Source organism: Rubritalea marina DSM 17716, from assembly GCF_000378105.1.
GTDB classification, from domain to species: domain Bacteria; phylum Verrucomicrobiota; class Verrucomicrobiia; order Verrucomicrobiales; family Akkermansiaceae; genus Rubritalea; species Rubritalea marina.
This window is the reverse complement of the sequence record NZ_KB899247.1, coordinates 186520-203633: the sequence shown is the minus strand read 5'-3', so window position 1 is coordinate 203633 and position 17114 is coordinate 186520. Positions and strand designations below refer to the sequence as shown.

Annotated in this window: 17 protein-coding genes; 9 read left to right on the top strand and 8 right to left on the bottom strand. The window is 49.5% G+C overall.

Annotation, left to right across the window (positions count from 1 at the left end; genetic code table 11):
• Positions 1-13 precede the first annotated feature (13 nt).
• From F454_RS0100885 to F454_RS0100875, 3 genes are read left to right on the top strand one after another with little or no spacing between them, the layout of a single operon-like run.
• The gene (locus F454_RS0100885) at positions 14-970 is read left to right on the top strand and encodes a cation transporter (RefSeq protein WP_018968734.1); all 957 of its coding nucleotides are present in this window, start codon (positions 14-16) and stop codon (positions 968-970) included.
• A 3-nt stretch (positions 971-973) separates the two neighbouring features.
• Positions 974-1399 carry a tetratricopeptide repeat protein gene (locus F454_RS13710; protein ID WP_018968733.1) on the top strand — a complete coding sequence of 142 codons (426 nt, stop codon included), beginning with the start codon at positions 974-976 and terminating at the stop codon, positions 1397-1399.
• A gap of 5 nt (positions 1400-1404) precedes the next feature.
• On the top strand, positions 1405-3438 hold the full coding sequence (locus F454_RS0100875; protein ID WP_018968732.1) for an ATP-dependent helicase: 2034 nt from the start codon (positions 1405-1407) through the stop codon (positions 3436-3438).
• Between the two features lie 41 nt (positions 3439-3479).
• Here F454_RS0100875 and dnaB read toward each other — a convergent pair whose 3' ends face one another.
• The 3 genes from dnaB to moaC all read right to left on the bottom strand — a co-directional run bounded on the left by dnaB (position 3480) and on the right by moaC (position 6953).
• Positions 3480-4937: a replicative DNA helicase gene (gene dnaB, locus F454_RS0100870; RefSeq protein ID WP_018968731.1), complete on the bottom strand. Its 1458-nt coding sequence runs from the start codon at positions 4935-4937 to the stop codon at positions 3480-3482.
• Positions 4938-5026: 89 nt separating this feature from the next.
• A complete protein-coding gene (locus F454_RS13705) occupies positions 5027-6436 on the bottom strand; it encodes a B12-binding domain-containing radical SAM protein (protein ID WP_018968730.1) in 1410 nt (469 codons plus the stop codon).
• A gap of 34 nt (positions 6437-6470) precedes the next feature.
• A complete protein-coding gene (gene moaC, locus F454_RS0100860; RefSeq protein ID WP_018968729.1) occupies positions 6471-6953 on the bottom strand; it encodes a cyclic pyranopterin monophosphate synthase MoaC in 483 nt (160 codons plus the stop codon).
• Between the two features lie 134 nt (positions 6954-7087).
• Between moaC and F454_RS0100855 the strand changes: the two genes are divergently transcribed.
• The 3 genes from F454_RS0100855 (at position 7088) to F454_RS13700 (ending at position 8813) form a co-directional block, all read left to right on the top strand.
• On the top strand, positions 7088-7588 hold the full coding sequence (locus tag F454_RS0100855) for an MOSC domain-containing protein (protein ID WP_018968728.1): 501 nt from the start codon (positions 7088-7090) through the stop codon (positions 7586-7588).
• Entirely contained in the window at positions 7581-8384 is an 804-nt protein-coding gene (gene fdhD, locus F454_RS0100850; protein ID WP_018968727.1) for a formate dehydrogenase accessory sulfurtransferase FdhD, read from the top strand. Before F454_RS0100855 ends, fdhD begins: the two co-directional genes overlap by 8 nt.
• A gap of 141 nt (positions 8385-8525) precedes the next feature.
• Positions 8526-8813 carry an RNA recognition motif domain-containing protein gene (locus F454_RS13700; RefSeq protein ID WP_033367065.1) on the top strand — a complete coding sequence of 96 codons (288 nt, stop codon included), beginning with the start codon at positions 8526-8528 and terminating at the stop codon, positions 8811-8813.
• 187 nt (positions 8814-9000) lie between these two features.
• Here F454_RS13700 and rpsP read toward each other — a convergent pair whose 3' ends face one another.
• A complete protein-coding gene (gene rpsP, locus F454_RS0100840) occupies positions 9001-9255 on the bottom strand; it encodes a 30S ribosomal protein S16 (RefSeq protein WP_026292619.1) in 255 nt (84 codons plus the stop codon).
• Between the two features lie 230 nt (positions 9256-9485).
• Between rpsP and obgE the strand changes: the two genes are divergently transcribed.
• The gene (gene obgE / locus F454_RS0100835; protein WP_018968724.1) at positions 9486-10550 is read left to right on the top strand and encodes a GTPase ObgE; all 1065 of its coding nucleotides are present in this window, start codon (positions 9486-9488) and stop codon (positions 10548-10550) included.
• A 48-nt stretch (positions 10551-10598) separates the two neighbouring features.
• Positions 10599-10973 (top strand): gamma-glutamylcyclotransferase family protein, encoded by a 375-nt coding sequence (locus tag F454_RS15415; RefSeq protein ID WP_083912830.1) that lies wholly within the window; start codon positions 10599-10601, stop codon positions 10971-10973.
• Between the two features lie 13 nt (positions 10974-10986).
• Here F454_RS15415 and F454_RS0100825 read toward each other — a convergent pair whose 3' ends face one another.
• A complete protein-coding gene (locus tag F454_RS0100825; RefSeq protein WP_018968722.1) occupies positions 10987-11445 on the bottom strand; it encodes a hypothetical protein in 459 nt (152 codons plus the stop codon).
• Between the two features lie 595 nt (positions 11446-12040).
• Here F454_RS0100825 and pheA point away from each other — a divergent pair.
• Positions 12041-13111, top strand: a complete 1071-nt coding sequence (gene pheA / locus F454_RS0100820) for a prephenate dehydratase (protein WP_018968721.1) — start codon at positions 12041-12043, stop codon at positions 13109-13111.
• Between the two features lie 132 nt (positions 13112-13243).
• On the opposite strand, the gene F454_RS0100815 is transcribed toward pheA, so the two are convergent.
• The 3 genes from F454_RS0100815 to F454_RS16540 form a co-directional block, all read right to left on the bottom strand.
• Entirely contained in the window at positions 13244-13888 is a 645-nt protein-coding gene (locus F454_RS0100815; protein ID WP_018968720.1) for a hypothetical protein, read from the bottom strand.
• A gap of 20 nt (positions 13889-13908) precedes the next feature.
• Positions 13909-16608 carry a hypothetical protein gene (locus tag F454_RS0100810; RefSeq protein ID WP_018968719.1) on the bottom strand — a complete coding sequence of 900 codons (2700 nt, stop codon included), beginning with the start codon at positions 16606-16608 and terminating at the stop codon, positions 13909-13911.
• A gap of 74 nt (positions 16609-16682) precedes the next feature.
• On the bottom strand, positions 16683-17114 hold the full coding sequence (locus F454_RS16540) for a hypothetical protein (protein WP_018968718.1): 432 nt from the start codon (positions 17112-17114) through the stop codon (positions 16683-16685).

The window sequence follows — 17114 nt, the reverse complement described above, 5'->3', positions numbered from 1 at the left end:
TTACATTGATTGAGTGAATACGGATCACCAAGACATCGAACGCAAGGCGCTACGCTATGCCATCATAGGCAACTCAATCATGGGTCTAGCTGGTGTGGTGACGGCCGAAATATCGCGTTCCGACGCCTTGCTCGTCGACGGGCTCTTCTCAATGGTAAACCTAGCCTCTATCCTAGTAGCTGGCTATGTATCCAAACAAATCACACGCAATCCAAATCCTGAGTTTCCATACGGGTATTACGCCAATGAGACACTCTACGTTTTATTTAGGTCGCTCGTACTCCTCGGCGTGCTGAGTTTCGCTGTTCTCGGAGCGGCTGACAAGATCATCCAATATGCCCAGGGCGGTGAAGTGGAGGCAATACTGCATGGGCCCATCATGGTGTATTCTGTGATGATGGTTGTGATTTGCTTCAGCATGGCCGCCATTTACCATAAAGCTTGGGTTCGCACCGAGAAGAACTCAGAAATCCTCGCAGCAGAACGCTATGCGGCCATCATTGATGGCGCAATGTCAGCGGTGGCTGGGGTGGTGCTCGTTGGGGTGCAGTATCTTGGCAACACAGCTGTGGCGGGATTAATTCCAATAGCCGACTCCATTCTCGTCATCACCCTCTGCATCGTGGCAGTCGGAACTCCGGCCTCCTTGCTGCGTAAGAGCCTCGATGAGATATCAGGGAAGTCGTGCCCAGCAGACAATGTCGAGGAAGTGCGCCTAGCGATAGACACGGCCCTTTCTACCGAGGCATATGAAGCTTTTGACTTGATTGATTTTCAAATGACGAAAATGGGGAGGGGGCATTATTGCATTGCCCACGTATTGCCTCACGGGAAGGTGGGGGTAGATGCCCTTGACGAAGCTCGTGCAACAGTTGTAAAGGTTTGCATGGAGGTCACGGGGTCTTCGATGGCCGAAGTGATTTTCACATCAAAGACCGCCTTTGCAGAAGTGAAACAAGAAGATATTTAAGCTATGAAAGATTTAGACGAACCACTCAAATCTGAACTTGTAAGTCTCTGCCATAGAGCGGTTGAGGCTCAGGATGAGGAACGCTACCATGCCTCCAACCGAGATCTTTATACCGTCTTTGAAAAACTTCCTGAACCAAAGCCTGAGTGGAAAGCCTACGTCTGGCTGCTCTCCAATATGGGAGACAACCACTTTGAGCAAGATGAGTTCGCTGAGGCGATGGAGAAATTTGATGAAGTGTTTGAGCTTGATCCCACTGCATCCGACAATGCTTACCTGTGCTTACGCCGTGGACAATGCGCACTTGAGTTAGAGAACGAGGGTCTGGCCGCAGACTTGCTCTGTAAAGCCTTTGAGATCGAAGGTAAGGAATTCTTCGAAGGCGAGCACTCCAAGTACTTGAAATTTGCAAAACAAGCATCAGAGTAGTCGCGATGGCACGCGAATACAAGCTCACCTCTAAACCCCCGCAATCAGGCAGTTCTGGTATAGACTATCAGGCTGAATTGAACGAGCAGCAGCACGAAGCTGTCACTTCACCGCCAGGGCACGCCCTGGTTATCGCGGGTGCTGGGAGTGGCAAGACGCGCACCTTGACATACCGTGTGGCTTTCCTGCTCGATCAACAAGTTGAAGCCAAGAATATCTTATTGCTCACCTTCACTAACAAGGCATCACGTGAGATGCTAGAACGTGTGAAGGAGCTCATTCCTCAAGACACCAGTGAGCTCTGGGGTGGGACCTTCCACTCTATCTGCAATCGGATACTCCGCCGCCATGCTGATGAGATTGGCTTCACCCGCAGCTTCTCCATCCTCGATAGTGATGATCAGAAATCGATGATGCGCGAGCTGGTCAAAAATGCCGATGTTGACACGAAAAACCGCCGTTTCCCGAAGGCTGATGTCCTTCTCACCATCTTCAGCCTCGCTCAGAATACCAGCTCAAGCATCGAGAAGATCATTCAGGAGTCTTACGATTATTTTAATGAATGGTTAGACCAAATTGTTGGACTGCAGCGAGCTTATGAAAAGAAGAAGCTTGAGACCAACAGCATGGATTTCGATGACCTGTTGATCTTAACTTTGAAGCTTTTACGGGAGGATGCCGACCTGCGAAGCCTTTATCAGAGGAAGTTCCGCTATGTTCTGGTGGATGAATACCAAGACACGAATGCCATCCAGTGTGCTTTGATTGATCAGTTGGTAGGGGAATCCAACAGCCTCATGGTAGTTGGTGACGACGCGCAGTCTATTTATTCGTGGCGTGGTGCAGACATGCAGAATATCTTGAATTTTCATGCACGGTACCCGGACGCCTTGGTTTTCAAGATTGAAACAAATTACCGATCCAGCCCAGAGATCTTAGAGCTCTCGAATGCAGCGATTCGTGCTAACACAGAGCAAATCCCCAAGGAACTCAGCGCTTTTCGCGAAATTGGCTCCATGGCACCAGCCGTCATTCCCGTATCCGATCCGCGCGCGCAGTCAAACTTCGTTGCTCAACGCATCGAAGAATTGATTGGTGAGGGTCTCGAAATGAGCGAGATTGCTGTCCTCTATCGTGCGCACTACCAATCAATGGAAGTGCAAATGGAGTTCACCGCTCGCGATCTCCCATTTCAAATCACCTCAGGGCTAAGATTCTTTGAGCAGGCGCACGTCAAAGACGTCGCCGCGTTCATTCGCTTTGTAGTGAACCGGCGAGATGAAATCTCATTCAAGAGAATGGTTGGGATGCTGCCAGGGATTGGCGCTGTGAGTGCTCAAAAGTTGTGGCAAGCTTGGCTCAATCTACCAGTGGCTCAACACGATGACCCGCCACTCTCATTTTCTGAGTACCTACTCGAACTCAAGGTTCCTAAAAAAGCTGCCAGTCAGTGGGAACAACTTTGCTACACACTCGACGAGCTCGTGACGCGGGATGGTTATCAATCACCTTATGACATGATCTACAGCATCAGCGAAGGAGTCTACGATGACTACATGCGCGATAGCTTTGACAACTACGAGCAACGCAAGCAGGACATCCAACAGCTGATGCAATACGCCCAAAGCTACACTGAGGTGGATGAGTTTCTGGGCCAGCTCGCATTGATGAGTTCGGTCGACGGGCAGCCAAATGGTAAAAATAAGCAAGCAAAGCAAGATGAAGAATCCATCACCCTAAGCACGATTCACCAAGCCAAAGGGCTTGAGTGGAAGGCGGTATTCATCATCTGGCTAGCCGATGGAATGTTCCCCAACCAGCGAGTGATGGAGACCGATGATTGGCAACAATTTGAAGAGGAACGACGCCTATTCTATGTGGCTCTCACCCGCGCCAAAGACCAACTCTATCTGTGCTATCCGATGACGAACCCGCGCAGCTACACTGGCGAATACGTGGTGAATCCTTCCAGATTCTTTGAGGACGTCCCTCCTGAATTACTCGAGGAATGGCAAGTCCAAGGCTCTACCGAATGGTAATAAAAAACCCACACGCTCAATGGGTGTGGGTGCTCCAGTGTTTACTCCGGCTCGGATTCAAAGGATCTTGTCTCGAAGCGCATGAGTTCCTTGATGAAGGTGAGGGGGATAGAGCCGGTTGGGCCGTTACGGTTCTTGGCTAGGTTGAGCTCGGCAATGCCATCGTCGGCATCACGTTGTTCCTGATCTTCTGCGTAGTAGGCAGTACGGTAGAGCAGTCCAATCATGTCGGCATCCTGCTCGATCGACCCAGATTCACGAAGGTCAGACATCTTCGGCGTGCCACCACGGTTTTCAGGTCCACGGTTGAGCTGCGCCAGTACAATAATCGGAATTCCGAGCTCTTTGGCCAATGCCTTGAGGCCGGCAGAAATTTCAGCAATTTCACGTTCACGTGAGTTCTGCGCCTGCTTCGAGGTCGATTTCATCAACTGAAGGTAATCGATCGCGATCACTTGGATGTCTTCTTCCTTCTTTTTGCGTCGTGCCTTAGCACGTAGTTCGGAGATGGAAATACCTGCGGTGTCATCGATAAAGAGCTTGGAGGTGGCAATTTCTTCCGCGGCATTCTTGATGCGCAAAAGGTCAGACTTGGTTGGTTTGAACCCATTACGTAAGTTGGTGATCGCGTAGCGAGCACGCGCAAATAAGAGACGTTGGACAATCTGCTCAGAAGTCATCTCACATGAGAAGAACATCGACGGCATCTTCGCATCCAGACAGATGTGCTCGATGATATTCATCACAAAGGATGTCTTACCCATCGACGGACGGGCGGCAATGACGAACATCTCACCGGACTTTAAACCATTGCACATCGTGTCGAGTTGGTTGTAGCCCGACTTGATCCCCATCGGCGCGCCACCGTCGGCAAGAAATTGCTCAAAGTTATCGAGGACCTTTTTGATGTCTTCTTTGACTGTGGGGGCTTGCTCGATGTCAGCACCCTCGCGGATGGCGAAAATCTTCTGCTCGACTTCATCCAAGAGCGAAGCCACTTCCTCTTGATCTTCGAAAGAGCGAGTGATCGCCTCGGTACATGATGAAATCACATTGCGCAGGATGTACTTGTCTTTGACGATTCCCAAGTGGTGTTCAAAGTGCGCGGCGGTGGGGGCGTAGGTGTAAATCTCGGTTAAGGCTGCTGCACCACCAATATTCTCCAACACACCCTGATCCATGAGTTTCTGGGTGAGAGACACCAATTCGATCGCACCACTGCCGTCAGAGATTTCTTTGATCACCCGGTACAATGTTTGGTGCGATGGATGATAGAGGTGCTCTGGAGTGAGCCCCATCTCCTCAGCCTTCATCACGTATTCAGCAGGGTCCTGAAGCATCGAGGATAGCAAGGACTTCTCTGGTCCAATCGCATTCGGCAGGGAACGAGCCGCCATAGCCTCCACATCATCCATCCTCGGGGCCTTGAGTAACTCAGGGGGCTCGTTGGAGTTCTTTTGATATGGGGTCTTATTGGTCTTGTATTGCTCCGTCTGCATAGGTGAAAAGGTGCTCGCAATTTAACCACTCTCCCAACACATGGAAGGATAAAATTGGATTAGATCTCGACCCGTAGTTAGAAGGCCTGTTAGTCACTAGCTACACCATGTTGAGTGGTGATTAAAGAGCTTGTCTGATTCTTTGTAACCTTTGAAAGCACGGCTTCCAGCACGGGAGTCATTTGATTGAGTCGCTTCAGCTGAATTGCGGCATTCCATAGAGGTTCAAACTTCTTCCATCCACTTGTGTAGAAGAAATGCTTGAGTTGGTGCTTAGCAGATCCATGGGTGAAGCTTGCGTTAATGATAGAACTCCAAGAATAAAAATCACGATATGCTTGATCATAACCTTCCTTCAGTTGCTTTGGTGTCATGCCGAGTGGTTTGAATGTGACATGACGCGTGTCAAATAAATCCCAATCACTCGTAGTTAGTCTTCCCGCACTCTTAATTTGTTCATAGAAGCCCGTCCCAGGATATGGTGTTGCTATGTGAAATGTTGATGTGGTAATACCGTTTCTCACTGCCCAATCGACCGTACGTTGGAATACATTCGGAGTGTCGCCATCTAGACCAAACACAAAGCTGCCATTGATCATGATTCCCAGATCATGCAATCGATTGATAGCTTTTTCGTAGTCACGTCCTAGGTTTTGACGTTTATTGCTAGATTGGAGACTTTCTTGTGAGAGACTTTCAAAACCAACGAATATACTGCGGAGCCCTGCGTCTGCTGCGCGTTCGATGAGGTCACCATCAAGGATAGAATTTACTGTGGCTGCACCTTGGAAAACGCGATTCATTCCACGCATGCCCGAGAAGAGGTCTCTAGCAAAGCGTTGGTGACCTAGGATGTGGTCATCTAAAAAATAGAGATGCCTGCCTGGTAGCCTATCAATTTCGGCTAATGCTTCGTCAACTCGTTGTGTGTAAAACGATTTACCACCGGTGTAGAACGCATCTTTGTAGCAAAAGTTGCAGTGGTGTGGGCAGCCACGCGTCACTACTATTGAATTAGGCACTAAATACAAATTGCGCTGGATTAGATCTCGGCGAATCGGCGGGACACCAACTAGTGTTCTGCTGTGCGATGTGTAACTTTTAGCAACATTGTTGTTTTTTAAGTCCTTTAGGAATCTAGGGAATGATTCTTCAGCTGGACCTAGGAATATACTGTCTGCATGGTTCGCGGCTTCGTCTGGCAATGAGGTCACATGTAATCCGCCTAGAATAACCATGACGCCTTTGCTTCGATAGTGGTCAGCAATTTGATAGGCTCGGTATGCATTGGTGATGTATACCTCAATGGCAACAACATCGGGAGTGTCGGAAATGTCTATTTTTTGAACATGTTGGTCGACAATTTCAGCTTCGTAATCATCTGGGAGATACGCCGCTAGGGTTGCCAGGCCTAATGGAGGGAATAGAGAGTACTTGATGGGCCTCCACATGGGGCTTTCAGCCTCAGTCAGCGATGGGAGAATGAATTTAAATTTCATCTTAGGAGACTAAGGATGTCTAACTCTCTACTTGCTACTCATTACTTAGATTGAAATCCGACTTACCGCCGGTCTTTTTGAGCAATTTGGTTTGCTCGATGGTGATCGCTTTACTCACGGCTTTGCACATGTCGTAGACGGTGAGTGAGGCGGCTGAGGCGCCGGTGAGGGCTTCCATTTCGACGCCGGTGCGCGACGTGGTGATGCAGGTGCAGAGCACGCGGACTTGGGTTTCGTTGATCGCCTCGATGTTGAATTTACAACTTTCTAGTGGGATCGGGTGGCAGAGGGGGATCCAGTCGGAAGTTTTCTTGGCAGCCATGGTGCCGGCGATGATCGCGGTTTGGAAGATTGGTCCCTTTTTGGATTGGATTTCACCGTCCTGCATCAGCTTCATCACTTCCAAACCTAGGGTGATGGTGGACTCGGCGATGGCGGTGCGCTTGCTGGTATTTTTATCCGAGACATCGACCATACCAGGTTGATCGTTTGCATCGAGGTGAGTAAATGGTTGCATAGCTGAGTCTGGCGATAGATAAGTGGGGCTGACAATAACAATCCGGCTTGATTCTAGATTCCTCGATGGGCACCAGATCAGGATGGCGCCCAGCCATTGTGGAATGAAGTATCTAGCCACGAAGCTTCACCACTATGCAAGTCACCATCAAGGAACTCTACATCTCCCCAGGACACAATTACTTTGGCCGATATGGGAAAGGATCGCTCGACCACGCGATAGTTCCCCAAGAGTCGTTAAGTCTGGTGGCTGGCAAGGGGATTGAAGGTGATCGATTTTTCGATTTTAAGCCCGACTACAAAGGGCAAATCACATTTTTCGATCAGTCTGTGCATCAGGCGGTCTGTGAGTTTGCTGACATGCCCGAGGTGCCTAGCTCGTCGTATCGCCGCAATGTGATCATCGAAGGGGTTGATCTCAACAGCCTTATCGGCAAACGCTTTGCTATCAATGGAGTCGAAATGACTGGATCAGGCGAATGTTCACCTTGTTTTTGGATGGATGAAGCCGTGCGAGAGGGCGCAGAAGAATTCCTCAAAGGAAGGGGAGGCTTGCGTGCGCGTATTTTAATAGATGGCGTGCTCAATCTCGGACCAGCGGAACTCACAATGATAGGAGACCTTGCAGATGCCTAACGAACGCAGTAAGCAAGTTGCCATTCATAAGTATCACTCGGGGCTACTTCAAGAACGAGACGATGCCGTTTCATCTGAAGAACCGCTGCAAATCACACTCGATGGATGCCCAATCGCAGTGGTGATGCGTACTCCGGGAGATGATGCTGACCTAGTGCGAGGTTTCCTGCTTACTGAAGGAATCATTCATCACTTAGAGTCCGTTGATAGCATTGATTTAGAGCACACCCCAAACCATGCTTTGGTCTTTCTTGGTGATGATGTCGAGGTAGACCATCAGCGACTCAAGCGCAACCTCTACTCTGCCTCGTCCTGCGGCATTTGCGGCAAGGCCAGTATTGATTCCATTCGCCAAAACCATCCCGTAGTCATGAGTGATGCGAGTGTCTGCGCTCAGGTGTTGCTTCAACTACCTGTTCGCCTGCGTGATGCGCAGCGAGTGTTTGCATCCACCGGCGGCCTTCACGCAGCCGGCCTGTTCGATCTAGATGGCAACTTACTAGCACTACGCGAAGATGTGGGGCGTCATAATGCCATTGATAAGGTGATTGGATGGGGGGCCAGCGAGACGGTCGACTTCAGCCGCACTATTCTCCAGCTATCGGGGCGAGTATCTTTTGAGGTGATTCAAAAGTCGTTTGCTCTTGGAGTGCCAATCATTTCAGCCATCTCTGCACCTAGTAGTTTAGCGGTCGAGCTTGCGCATGAAAGTGGTCAGACCCTGATTGGTTTTCTTAGACCGCCTAGTTTTAATTGCTACAGTGCGCCTCAGCGCGTTTTGATTGCGGGTGCTTGAATCGGGAACTGTGCTGCGTGTGTGATTACCTCCCAAGCTGTTGATCTTCAGATATTTTTGATTTTATCTAGCTATCCTCCGAATTAGTGTTACCAAGGGATCTTGGCGATGTGATTTTTGCATCGTTAGAACAGTAAGAATATGAATATATACGTAGGAAACTTGTCCTATCAGGTAACTGATAAGGAAGTAAGAGAGATGTTTGAGCAATTTGGTTCCGTCTCTAAAGCATTGGTCATCGAAGATCGTGAAACAGGTCGCTCTAAAGGCTTTGGTTTCGTGGAGATGGATGACGTCGCCTCAGGACAAGAAGCGATCAAGCAACTCGACGGTGTTGAGTTGGATGGACGCAACATGAAAGTAAACGAAGCGCGCCCACGCGAACCTAGAGACAACCGCGGTAATGGCGGCGGTCGTGATCGTTGGTAGCCATCGAGCTAGCGGCACTCTCCGCCGCGTTATACATTTAGTATAGTCACTCAAAAGTGCAGCAGAATCATGCTGCACTTTTTTATTTTATCACAATGGTGTGCGTACCAGCATGGAGAGTTACCCAGACACAAAAAAGCCACTCTGAATGAGAGTGGCTTTAAAAAATCTGTTGAGTTAACCCAGATTACGCTTCAAGAGCAGCCGCGCGGGCTTTCTTGATGATGCTGCGAACTGTATCAGATGGCTGAGCGCCATTCTTGATCCACTGTTCAGCTTTTTCGAGGTCGATGTTGAAGTTAGTACCTTCAGTCATTGGGTTATAAACTCCAAGTTGTTCGATGTAGCGGCCATCACGGCGCTTACGGCTGTCAACAGCAACGATTTTGTAGTAAGGACGGTCTTTTGTTCCTTGGCGATTTAGTCTGAGTGCTACCATAATAATATAATGTTATTTGATAAACGCTTTCCCAGGATGGGTCGGCGGGTGCGGGGAAGCTGCACAAAGGATGGCTACTTGCCAAGGGTAAACTTCATAAAACCATGATTTATCGTTGATTATCGGATAAAAAGCCATGTTTTGCATCGATTGTTGGTTGATGAATAGCGAATTGCTGCTATGAATCTGCGTCCCACCCCCGAAGCTGTAGAATTTTTTAGAAAGTTAATGTCATGTTTGTAGATAATGTTCGAGTGTATTGTAAGGCTGGTGACGGCGGTAATGGAGTCGTGCATTTCCGTCGTGAAAAATACCTTCCGAAAGGTGGTCCCGATGGTGGCGATGGCGGTGACGGCGGCGATATCATCATTGAGTGCAGCCCGCACACGGACAATTTACGAGAATTCTTCTACGACCCAAAGCTTGTTGCTAAAGGTGGCGCACATGGTGCCGGTGCTCGCAAACACGGTAAAAACGGCAAGACTATCATTGCCAAGGTTCCTCCTGGCACAGTGATCTACAAAAGCCCAGCGCTCACAATCAAAGATGCGGTCGATATGGAACGCAGTGACAACGGGATTGATCTAAACCCAGTGGTGGACCTCACGAAACCTGGTGATCGTTTCGTGCTCTGCCAAGGCGGAAAGGGCGGGAAGGGGAATTGGCATTATAAAACATCCACCAACCGCGCACCTGAGGAGCACACCCTCGGTACCGAAGGAGATGAATCAGTCTATTATTTTGAGCTACGTCGCATCGCAGACGCAGGCATGGTCGGTTTCCCTAATGCAGGAAAATCCACGCTTGTGGGTAAACTATCAGCCGCTGCTCCTAAAGTAGGTAACTACCCATTCACGACACTGCAGCCGACGGTAGGGGTTGTTGAGTTCCCAGGCTTCCGCCGCTGCACCGTCGCAGACATCCCTGGTCTCATTGAGGGAGCTCATGAGAACCGTGGGCTAGGACACGAGTTTTTACGTCACATCACGCGCTGTCACACCTTGCTGTTCGTTGTCGATATGGCTGGGTTTGATGGGCGAGACCCAATTGAAGACCTTCAGGTCCTAAGAACTGAAGTGAAGATGTACGATGAAGATCTTGCAAAGTTTCCATGGGTCGTAGTGGCCAATAAAATGGATCTTGATGGCGCTGAAGAAAACCTCCAAAATTTCCGTCAACGATTCCCTAAAGTGCCTACTTTCCCAATATCCGCGGATACGGAAGAGGGCCTTGAAGCCTTGCGTGACTATCTTGAAGAGACGGTCAGCTACCATCAGCACTCAAAGAAGGACCTTTAGAGCAAATTGCTCAGAATCACACCAGCGTTTGGGTGACATGATGGGGCTATGAGCACGCTAAGAGTATTCGTCTACGGCACCCTGAGATCGGGTGCTTCCAATTCCTTCCGGATGGAAGGAGCTTTACTGCTTGGCTCGGCTACAGTTGCCGGGCAGCTCTATCGCGTTGATTGGTACCCAGGGATCAAATTGATAGCGCCCAATGAGTGCTCACTATCAACTGGTGTTGTTGGCGAAGTTTACGAAGTCGATAGGGCGCTTTTGCAGAAACTAGATGCGTACGAAGGTAGCGAATACAGACGCATCAAGTGCGCGGCAACCCTTGATGCAACAGGCGAAGACATCGAAGTCTTTATCTGGGAATACATCGACACAGTCGCCGCAGAGTCTCACATTCCAAGTGGGGACTGGCTCAAGCAGTAGTATCATCCTGGTGCTAAGGGATGGTGTTGGTCGAGCCAGCTTGTGTGCCTACTGAGGCATTCACCAGCGTCACACGGTCAGGGCTGTAATAGTCTTCAGGCTTGAACAGCCAGCCTGGTGATGTGCTCACGAGCTCAAATCGATTCGCTCGAAACTCGGGTAAAAAAAGATTGGTGGCAGGGTCGTATACTTTGCGGCCAGTGTAACGGCCGTGCACCTTATATTCGTGGTTTTGATCCATACCATGCTTGCCACGTGCGTCGCCGGATTCAGGTAGGCGGTCTGGTGTGTACTTCAGGGATTCATTCATGACAACGAGCTTCGATTGAGCCCATGGCTGACGAGGAGATCTCAAGTAACCCCAGAAACGTGTTTTGTTCACGAAATAGCGACGCCCGTAGAAATATCCACCTGGTGATTCGGCTGCAATCTGTGCCGCACGGATTTCAGGAGTGATATTGGCTCCTCCCATATTTGAAGCGCCAATACCAAAACCATTCACACACGAGTTCAGGGTGGTGACGGCAAGCAGAGCTAAGGTGGACCTGCTTACAACGCGTTTCAATGGATTCCAGTGTGTCATATACAGCGCCATTAACATCCAGCATCAAAGCACGGTCAAGCGAAAGGGAATGCATCCCGAAAATGATAAGACACAACGCACAGGGTGCGCATCGACTTCATCACCACGTATTACATACATTGTGTGAAGTTATCAGTGTGAGTTGCTTGCTGTAAGCAATATAAGGAATTTACTGTATCATGCGCTACAGATCGATTTTCACTCTAAGTAGATCCCAGTGATACCTGTCTCAAGCGGTCAAATAGCTCTTCGCTACAATCTCGTGCTGCTGATTCAAGCAGAAGAACACAAAAGAAATGCCCACACGCGCTTACTGGATCAACGCTGGATATTGTAGCGTTCCCTGAAATTTTCAGACTGTAGACTTGCTTGTGGGTGCATCCAGATTTAAGCACATGACAGCAACACGCTTATTCTAACGGCGACTTCTTACGAAGATGTCGTTCTTAAACGTTTTCAGCCACTTAACCATAGACCTGACACCGTGCCACTCGACGACATCCGCAAGCGCATTGACGCCATCGACACACAATTGATCGACCTCATGAACCAGCGTGCTGAGTGCGTGCATATCGTGGGTGAAATTAAAAAAAAGGAAGGTCTCCAGATTTACGCGCCTGAGCGTGAAGAAGCACTCCTGCGTAAGCTTGTGGCAATGAGCGAAGGCCGCCTCCCAGAGAAATCCATCCGTGCCATCTACCGTGAGATCATGTCCGCTGCGCTCGCACTCGAAGACGATCTAAAGATCGCTTATCTTGGGCCTGAGGGCACTTGGACGCACCAGGCAGCCATCAAAAAATTTGGGCACAGTGTGGAGTACTCTGCGCAGCCAAACTTCTCAGACGTGTTCAACACGGTTGAGAGACGTCAAGCTAGCTACGGTGTGGTTCCAATTGAAAACTCTACTGAAGGTGCTGTATCACACACCCTTGATCTCTTCGTGGACTCCCCTCTCAAAATTTGCGCGCAAATCCTGATGCGCATTGAAAACGGTCTGATGGCCTGCATTCCGAAGGACGAGATTAAGACACTTTATTCGCACCCTCAAGTTTTTGGCCAATGTAGGTCATGGATCCTCCAGCACTTCCCTGAAGCCGATCTCGTTGAGGTCTCCAGCACCACGAAGGCTGCAAAGATTGCAAAGGAAAAGGCGCACGAAGGTGCTGCAGCTATGGGTGGGCCGCTCGCTGCGGAGATGTACGGGCTGCAAATGCTTGAATCCAATATCCAAGATCGCGCCACTAACACCACACGTTTCCTTGTGATCGGTGAGAAGACTTGTCCTCCAACTGGCGACGACCGCACCTCACTACTCTTCTCGATTAAGGATCAACCTGGTTCACTCGTGAAGGCGCTTCAAGCATTTGAAGACTGTGCAATCAACATGTCCAAGATCGAATCGCGACCTTCCAAGCAGCGTGACTGGGAGTACTTTTTCTACGTCGACCTCGCTGGGCACAATGAAGACGCAGCAATCAAGGATGCTATCGACCAACTTAGGAATCACTGCTCAATGGTTAAGATTCTCGGTAGCTATCCGAACGCTGAAATATAGCATTCTATTGAAATGTAGGTCGTTATGACTATTTTTATTGTATTTAAGTGAGGGCGTCTCACTTCGGCTTTCCGTATAGTGTTGTATAGCTTTCACAACAACCAATGCAACCGGGAGCCTCTCTCGCTCGCCCTAATCCTTTAAAGTCAACTTAAGGAATGCTCCAGGCATTAGTGAGGCCCAGGGAGCCGCTTTAATAGCCTCCACGACAGCTTCTTCCTCAGACAAACGTGGTAGCACCCGGAGTTTCTCTAAGCGCGTCACCATAAGGTACGCAGCTTCTCGATCCACTCCCATGCTCAAGCCCAGCATCACCGACACAAAGCCAAGAGTCGCAGCAATCACAGCAAGGAGTATCGTGGTAGGCAGCTTCCCCACCAGAAATCCAAAGCTTACTACCAACAGGGCGAACACTGGCAAGGTGTACCCCAACTTTAACATTCTCTCCCTCCAACGAACTGGATCTGGTTGTTGCTCTCCGAGCAAGACCACCCCAAGTCGCTGCGCCGCCAACCCAGCATGACTGACTCGCTTGCTTGCGCGATAGGACTCCGGCAGGTAGAGCTTGTCGACACTGAGCTTGGGCCAGAGCTGTCGCTTTTCATACACGACCTGAATATCTTCACGCTGCATGCAAAGCAATAGCTTGTGAATGAAGACATCAAGTTCCATGCTGATCGTGGCCGGCTTCAACAGGATTCTGAGGCCTAGTGCGTTGGCAGCGAATCCTGCAACCACAAATGGGAGAGCTGAAAAGATGATAATGAGTTTCCACATAACGTAGCGGCACTGCGTGATTACTCTTTGCTAGCGCGCTTTAGTGCTGACCGAAACTTTTGATTTTGTCTAGCTAGTTCGATGTGGGAGGTCTTTGCTGCATGGTCGCTGTAGCCAGTAATTCCTAGGTGAATTAAAGAATCAATCGATTCATCGCTACACTTCACTGCCATACGAGCGTCTCCCTTTGCATAAAACACCTCAGCCAAAGTGTCGAGGTATGAGGGCTCACGCATGCGTAACTCAAGCGCCTTGCGAGAATAGGATTCTGCTACATCGAGGTGCCGCGCAGTACGCGCACCCAACCAAGCAGCTGAATTCAGAGCGTCATGATTTCCTTTATGCTGAGAGATTTGCTGCTGCATGTCAGCCCAAGTAGCAGCAAACCATCCCTCAGCAGTGGAGCGAATGCTTGATTGGAGGACTTGAGGAAAGAAGTGGTCAGCGAGACTACCATGACCGAGGTTGATCTTGTGACTACGCGCCAATAAATCAGTGGCGAAATCCTTCTTCCCTCGTTTCAGTAAAGCCATGCCGTAGCTGAAGCAAAACTCAGTATGCTTGCGCACCAGTTGAGCCTCGGTGTTGGTCTCCCCTTCAGGATCCATTAGCATCACAATCTGCGATGCGCGCAAGGCTGCCAACCGCGACCAACCACCGCGAGGTTCCTCTAGCTCGATCCCCGAAGAGAGCTGGATCATTGCTGTCACCACGAAGCTGAACTCTTTATCCAAGGGTGAGGTTTCTACTAGCAATTGCTCTAGCATCTGATGGGCTTCGGTTTCCATCCCTGCTTGATGCAAGCGATAGGCCAATCTTGCTCGAATGCGCAACGAGCCCAAGGTGCTGGTAATCACTTCGTCAAGCATGGGGCGCCCGCGTTCAGGGTCAAGCTGACACATCGCAATGGCATAAAGCACCTTGTATTGACCAAGTTCCCCAAGCTCTTTTTGATACAACTCACACGCATCCACCACTGATGCTGGATCCAGCATCACCTGAGAAAGCTGCATGTAGTCGTTGATGAGCTTCACTTTTTTTTCTTTAGGAACCTGTAAGCCACATGCCATTTTGACCAACCTCAAGCGAGTTTGATAGTCACCTCGGTTCGCTCCCACAAACATAAGAGCATCGATGGCGTCTAGCTGGGCTTGGCCGCCTAGCTGGCCACCGAGCGCCTCCAGTTTACTCAGGAAGGCTTCGACGACTTGACCCGAAGATTGAAGATTTCCCATCAATTCCATCAATAATCGAAGCTGTTCGATTTCAGTGAGTTCTGGATGATGGCGTTCAATCCGTTCAGTCACATAGTCTAAATTCTTATCATCTCCATAAAGGTGACGTCGGATGCTTGGTAACATGACATCAACATCATCAATTTGCGTCGCAATGTAGTGATACGCTTCCTCGGCAAACCCCGCCCCTATCATCAGCTTGAGAACATCGTAAATGTGATCATCTCCAGACTCATTCACTGCATCCAAATAGCGCGTGTAGAGTTCGACCACCAAGTCGCTATCTCCAGTGCGTACCAGGGTATCCATGACCAACAAAACCAATTGCTGCTCATCCTGATCCACTTCATCATTACCGATAGTCTGAGCAATCGTCACGGTCACCCATTCCAGGAATGCTGCGCGCTCACTGTGTGGGTTCGGGATATTCAACTCTTCCCATATCGTGTCGCGATAGGGAAATGCCGAGCGATAGTACGCCAACTGGATGAGGTCTATCTGGCCGATGATGCTCGTCACAAAGCCCACATCTCCCAGTAAGGCATGGATTTCAACTTGGTGACGGGTCTGCATGTGCCCCAAATTACCATCGTCGGAATTAATTTCATCCTTATCGTTCCGCAGCCCAGCACGATCCTCCTTCCACAACTTCTCCATCCGGTCGACACCATAAAGGTGCACCCCCTGCGCTGATTGCTTAGCCAACTTGAGTAACGATGACGCGTCGCCATCAAGCACATCCAATGCAATGGTGAGTCTAGCGTCTTTGTATTGCTTGGCAAATTCGCGTAAGGCGGCGGCATCTCCTTGTGACTGGAGTAGGATTCTAAGCCAAGTCTTTTGCCCTACATTGAGATTTCCTATCTTTTTTAGGGAAGCGATTTCCCCCTCAAGACGCCCAACTCTGCGCATTAAAAATGCCAGAGCCTCAAGGTTTCGCTCAGAACGGGGTGCCACGGATAGGATTTTAATCGCTTCAGCAATCCCCTCCTGTTGTAAAACCTGCTCAGCCGCATGGTAGGCAACGCGCTTGATCCGTTGTGAGCCAGACAGTTTAGCCTTATGCTCAGGGTTTGGCTCCTGGTGAAGCAATAGAACTATTTGTTTGTATGCCTTATTTTCGATCAAGTCGCGAATGATCAGCTCCTTATTTTCGACGTCTAACGCTGATTGGTATGCTTCGATCGCTTTGAGCACCTCGCGTGGCGTACTGGCATCGAGATCTAAGGTGATGTTCCTTGTAATCGTCCACGCACGGCGTGACTGCTCGGGGTCGTCTGAATTTCGGGCATCCTCAAGAAGCGGAATTGCTTCCTCACCGAGACTCCAAAGTTTATCCGTCGCCACCTCACGCGTTTTATAGTCTTGGCTCTTCAGGTCATCCAACCATTGCGTCGCTTCGCTCGTTTCTGCAGAAAGTTCTGAAGAAAGCACTAGTAGTGAGAGAAGGCAGCCAAGCGCATGGTGAACAGGATGATTTTTCATATCGCAGAAATAAAAAAAGCAGCAGCCAGTGGGAATGACTCACACCAGCTGCTGCTAAATTACATTATTCTTAGTTACTCGTCAGAACTTTTCTTTGGGGCTGCTTTTTTAGCAGTTTTTTTAGCAGCTTTCTTTGCCGTTTTTTTAGCGGCCTTCTTGGCTACCTTTTTCGTAGCCTTTTTGGCAGCCTTCTTGGCTGGCACCTTAGGTGTATCCTCCGGAGCTGACTTTTCTGCGGCTACTGACTTCGCTGCTGGTGTGGACTGCGCATTGCTGGCAGCTTTCTTGCGGCGGAGGTATTGCTTACGACGGCGACGCTTGATGGTTTTGTTGCTTTGTTGTCCCATAATAGATTTAGTAATGTCTAACCAATCTAAACTAGCTTGTGCAAGCGGAAAATGGATTGGATGTGTGAAGCAGGGATTGACCATTGCCCCAGCGGCGGCTAGTACGATGGATATCAGCGCGCTCACAAGGAGCGAGGCACCCACAATCTTTTTCATCAT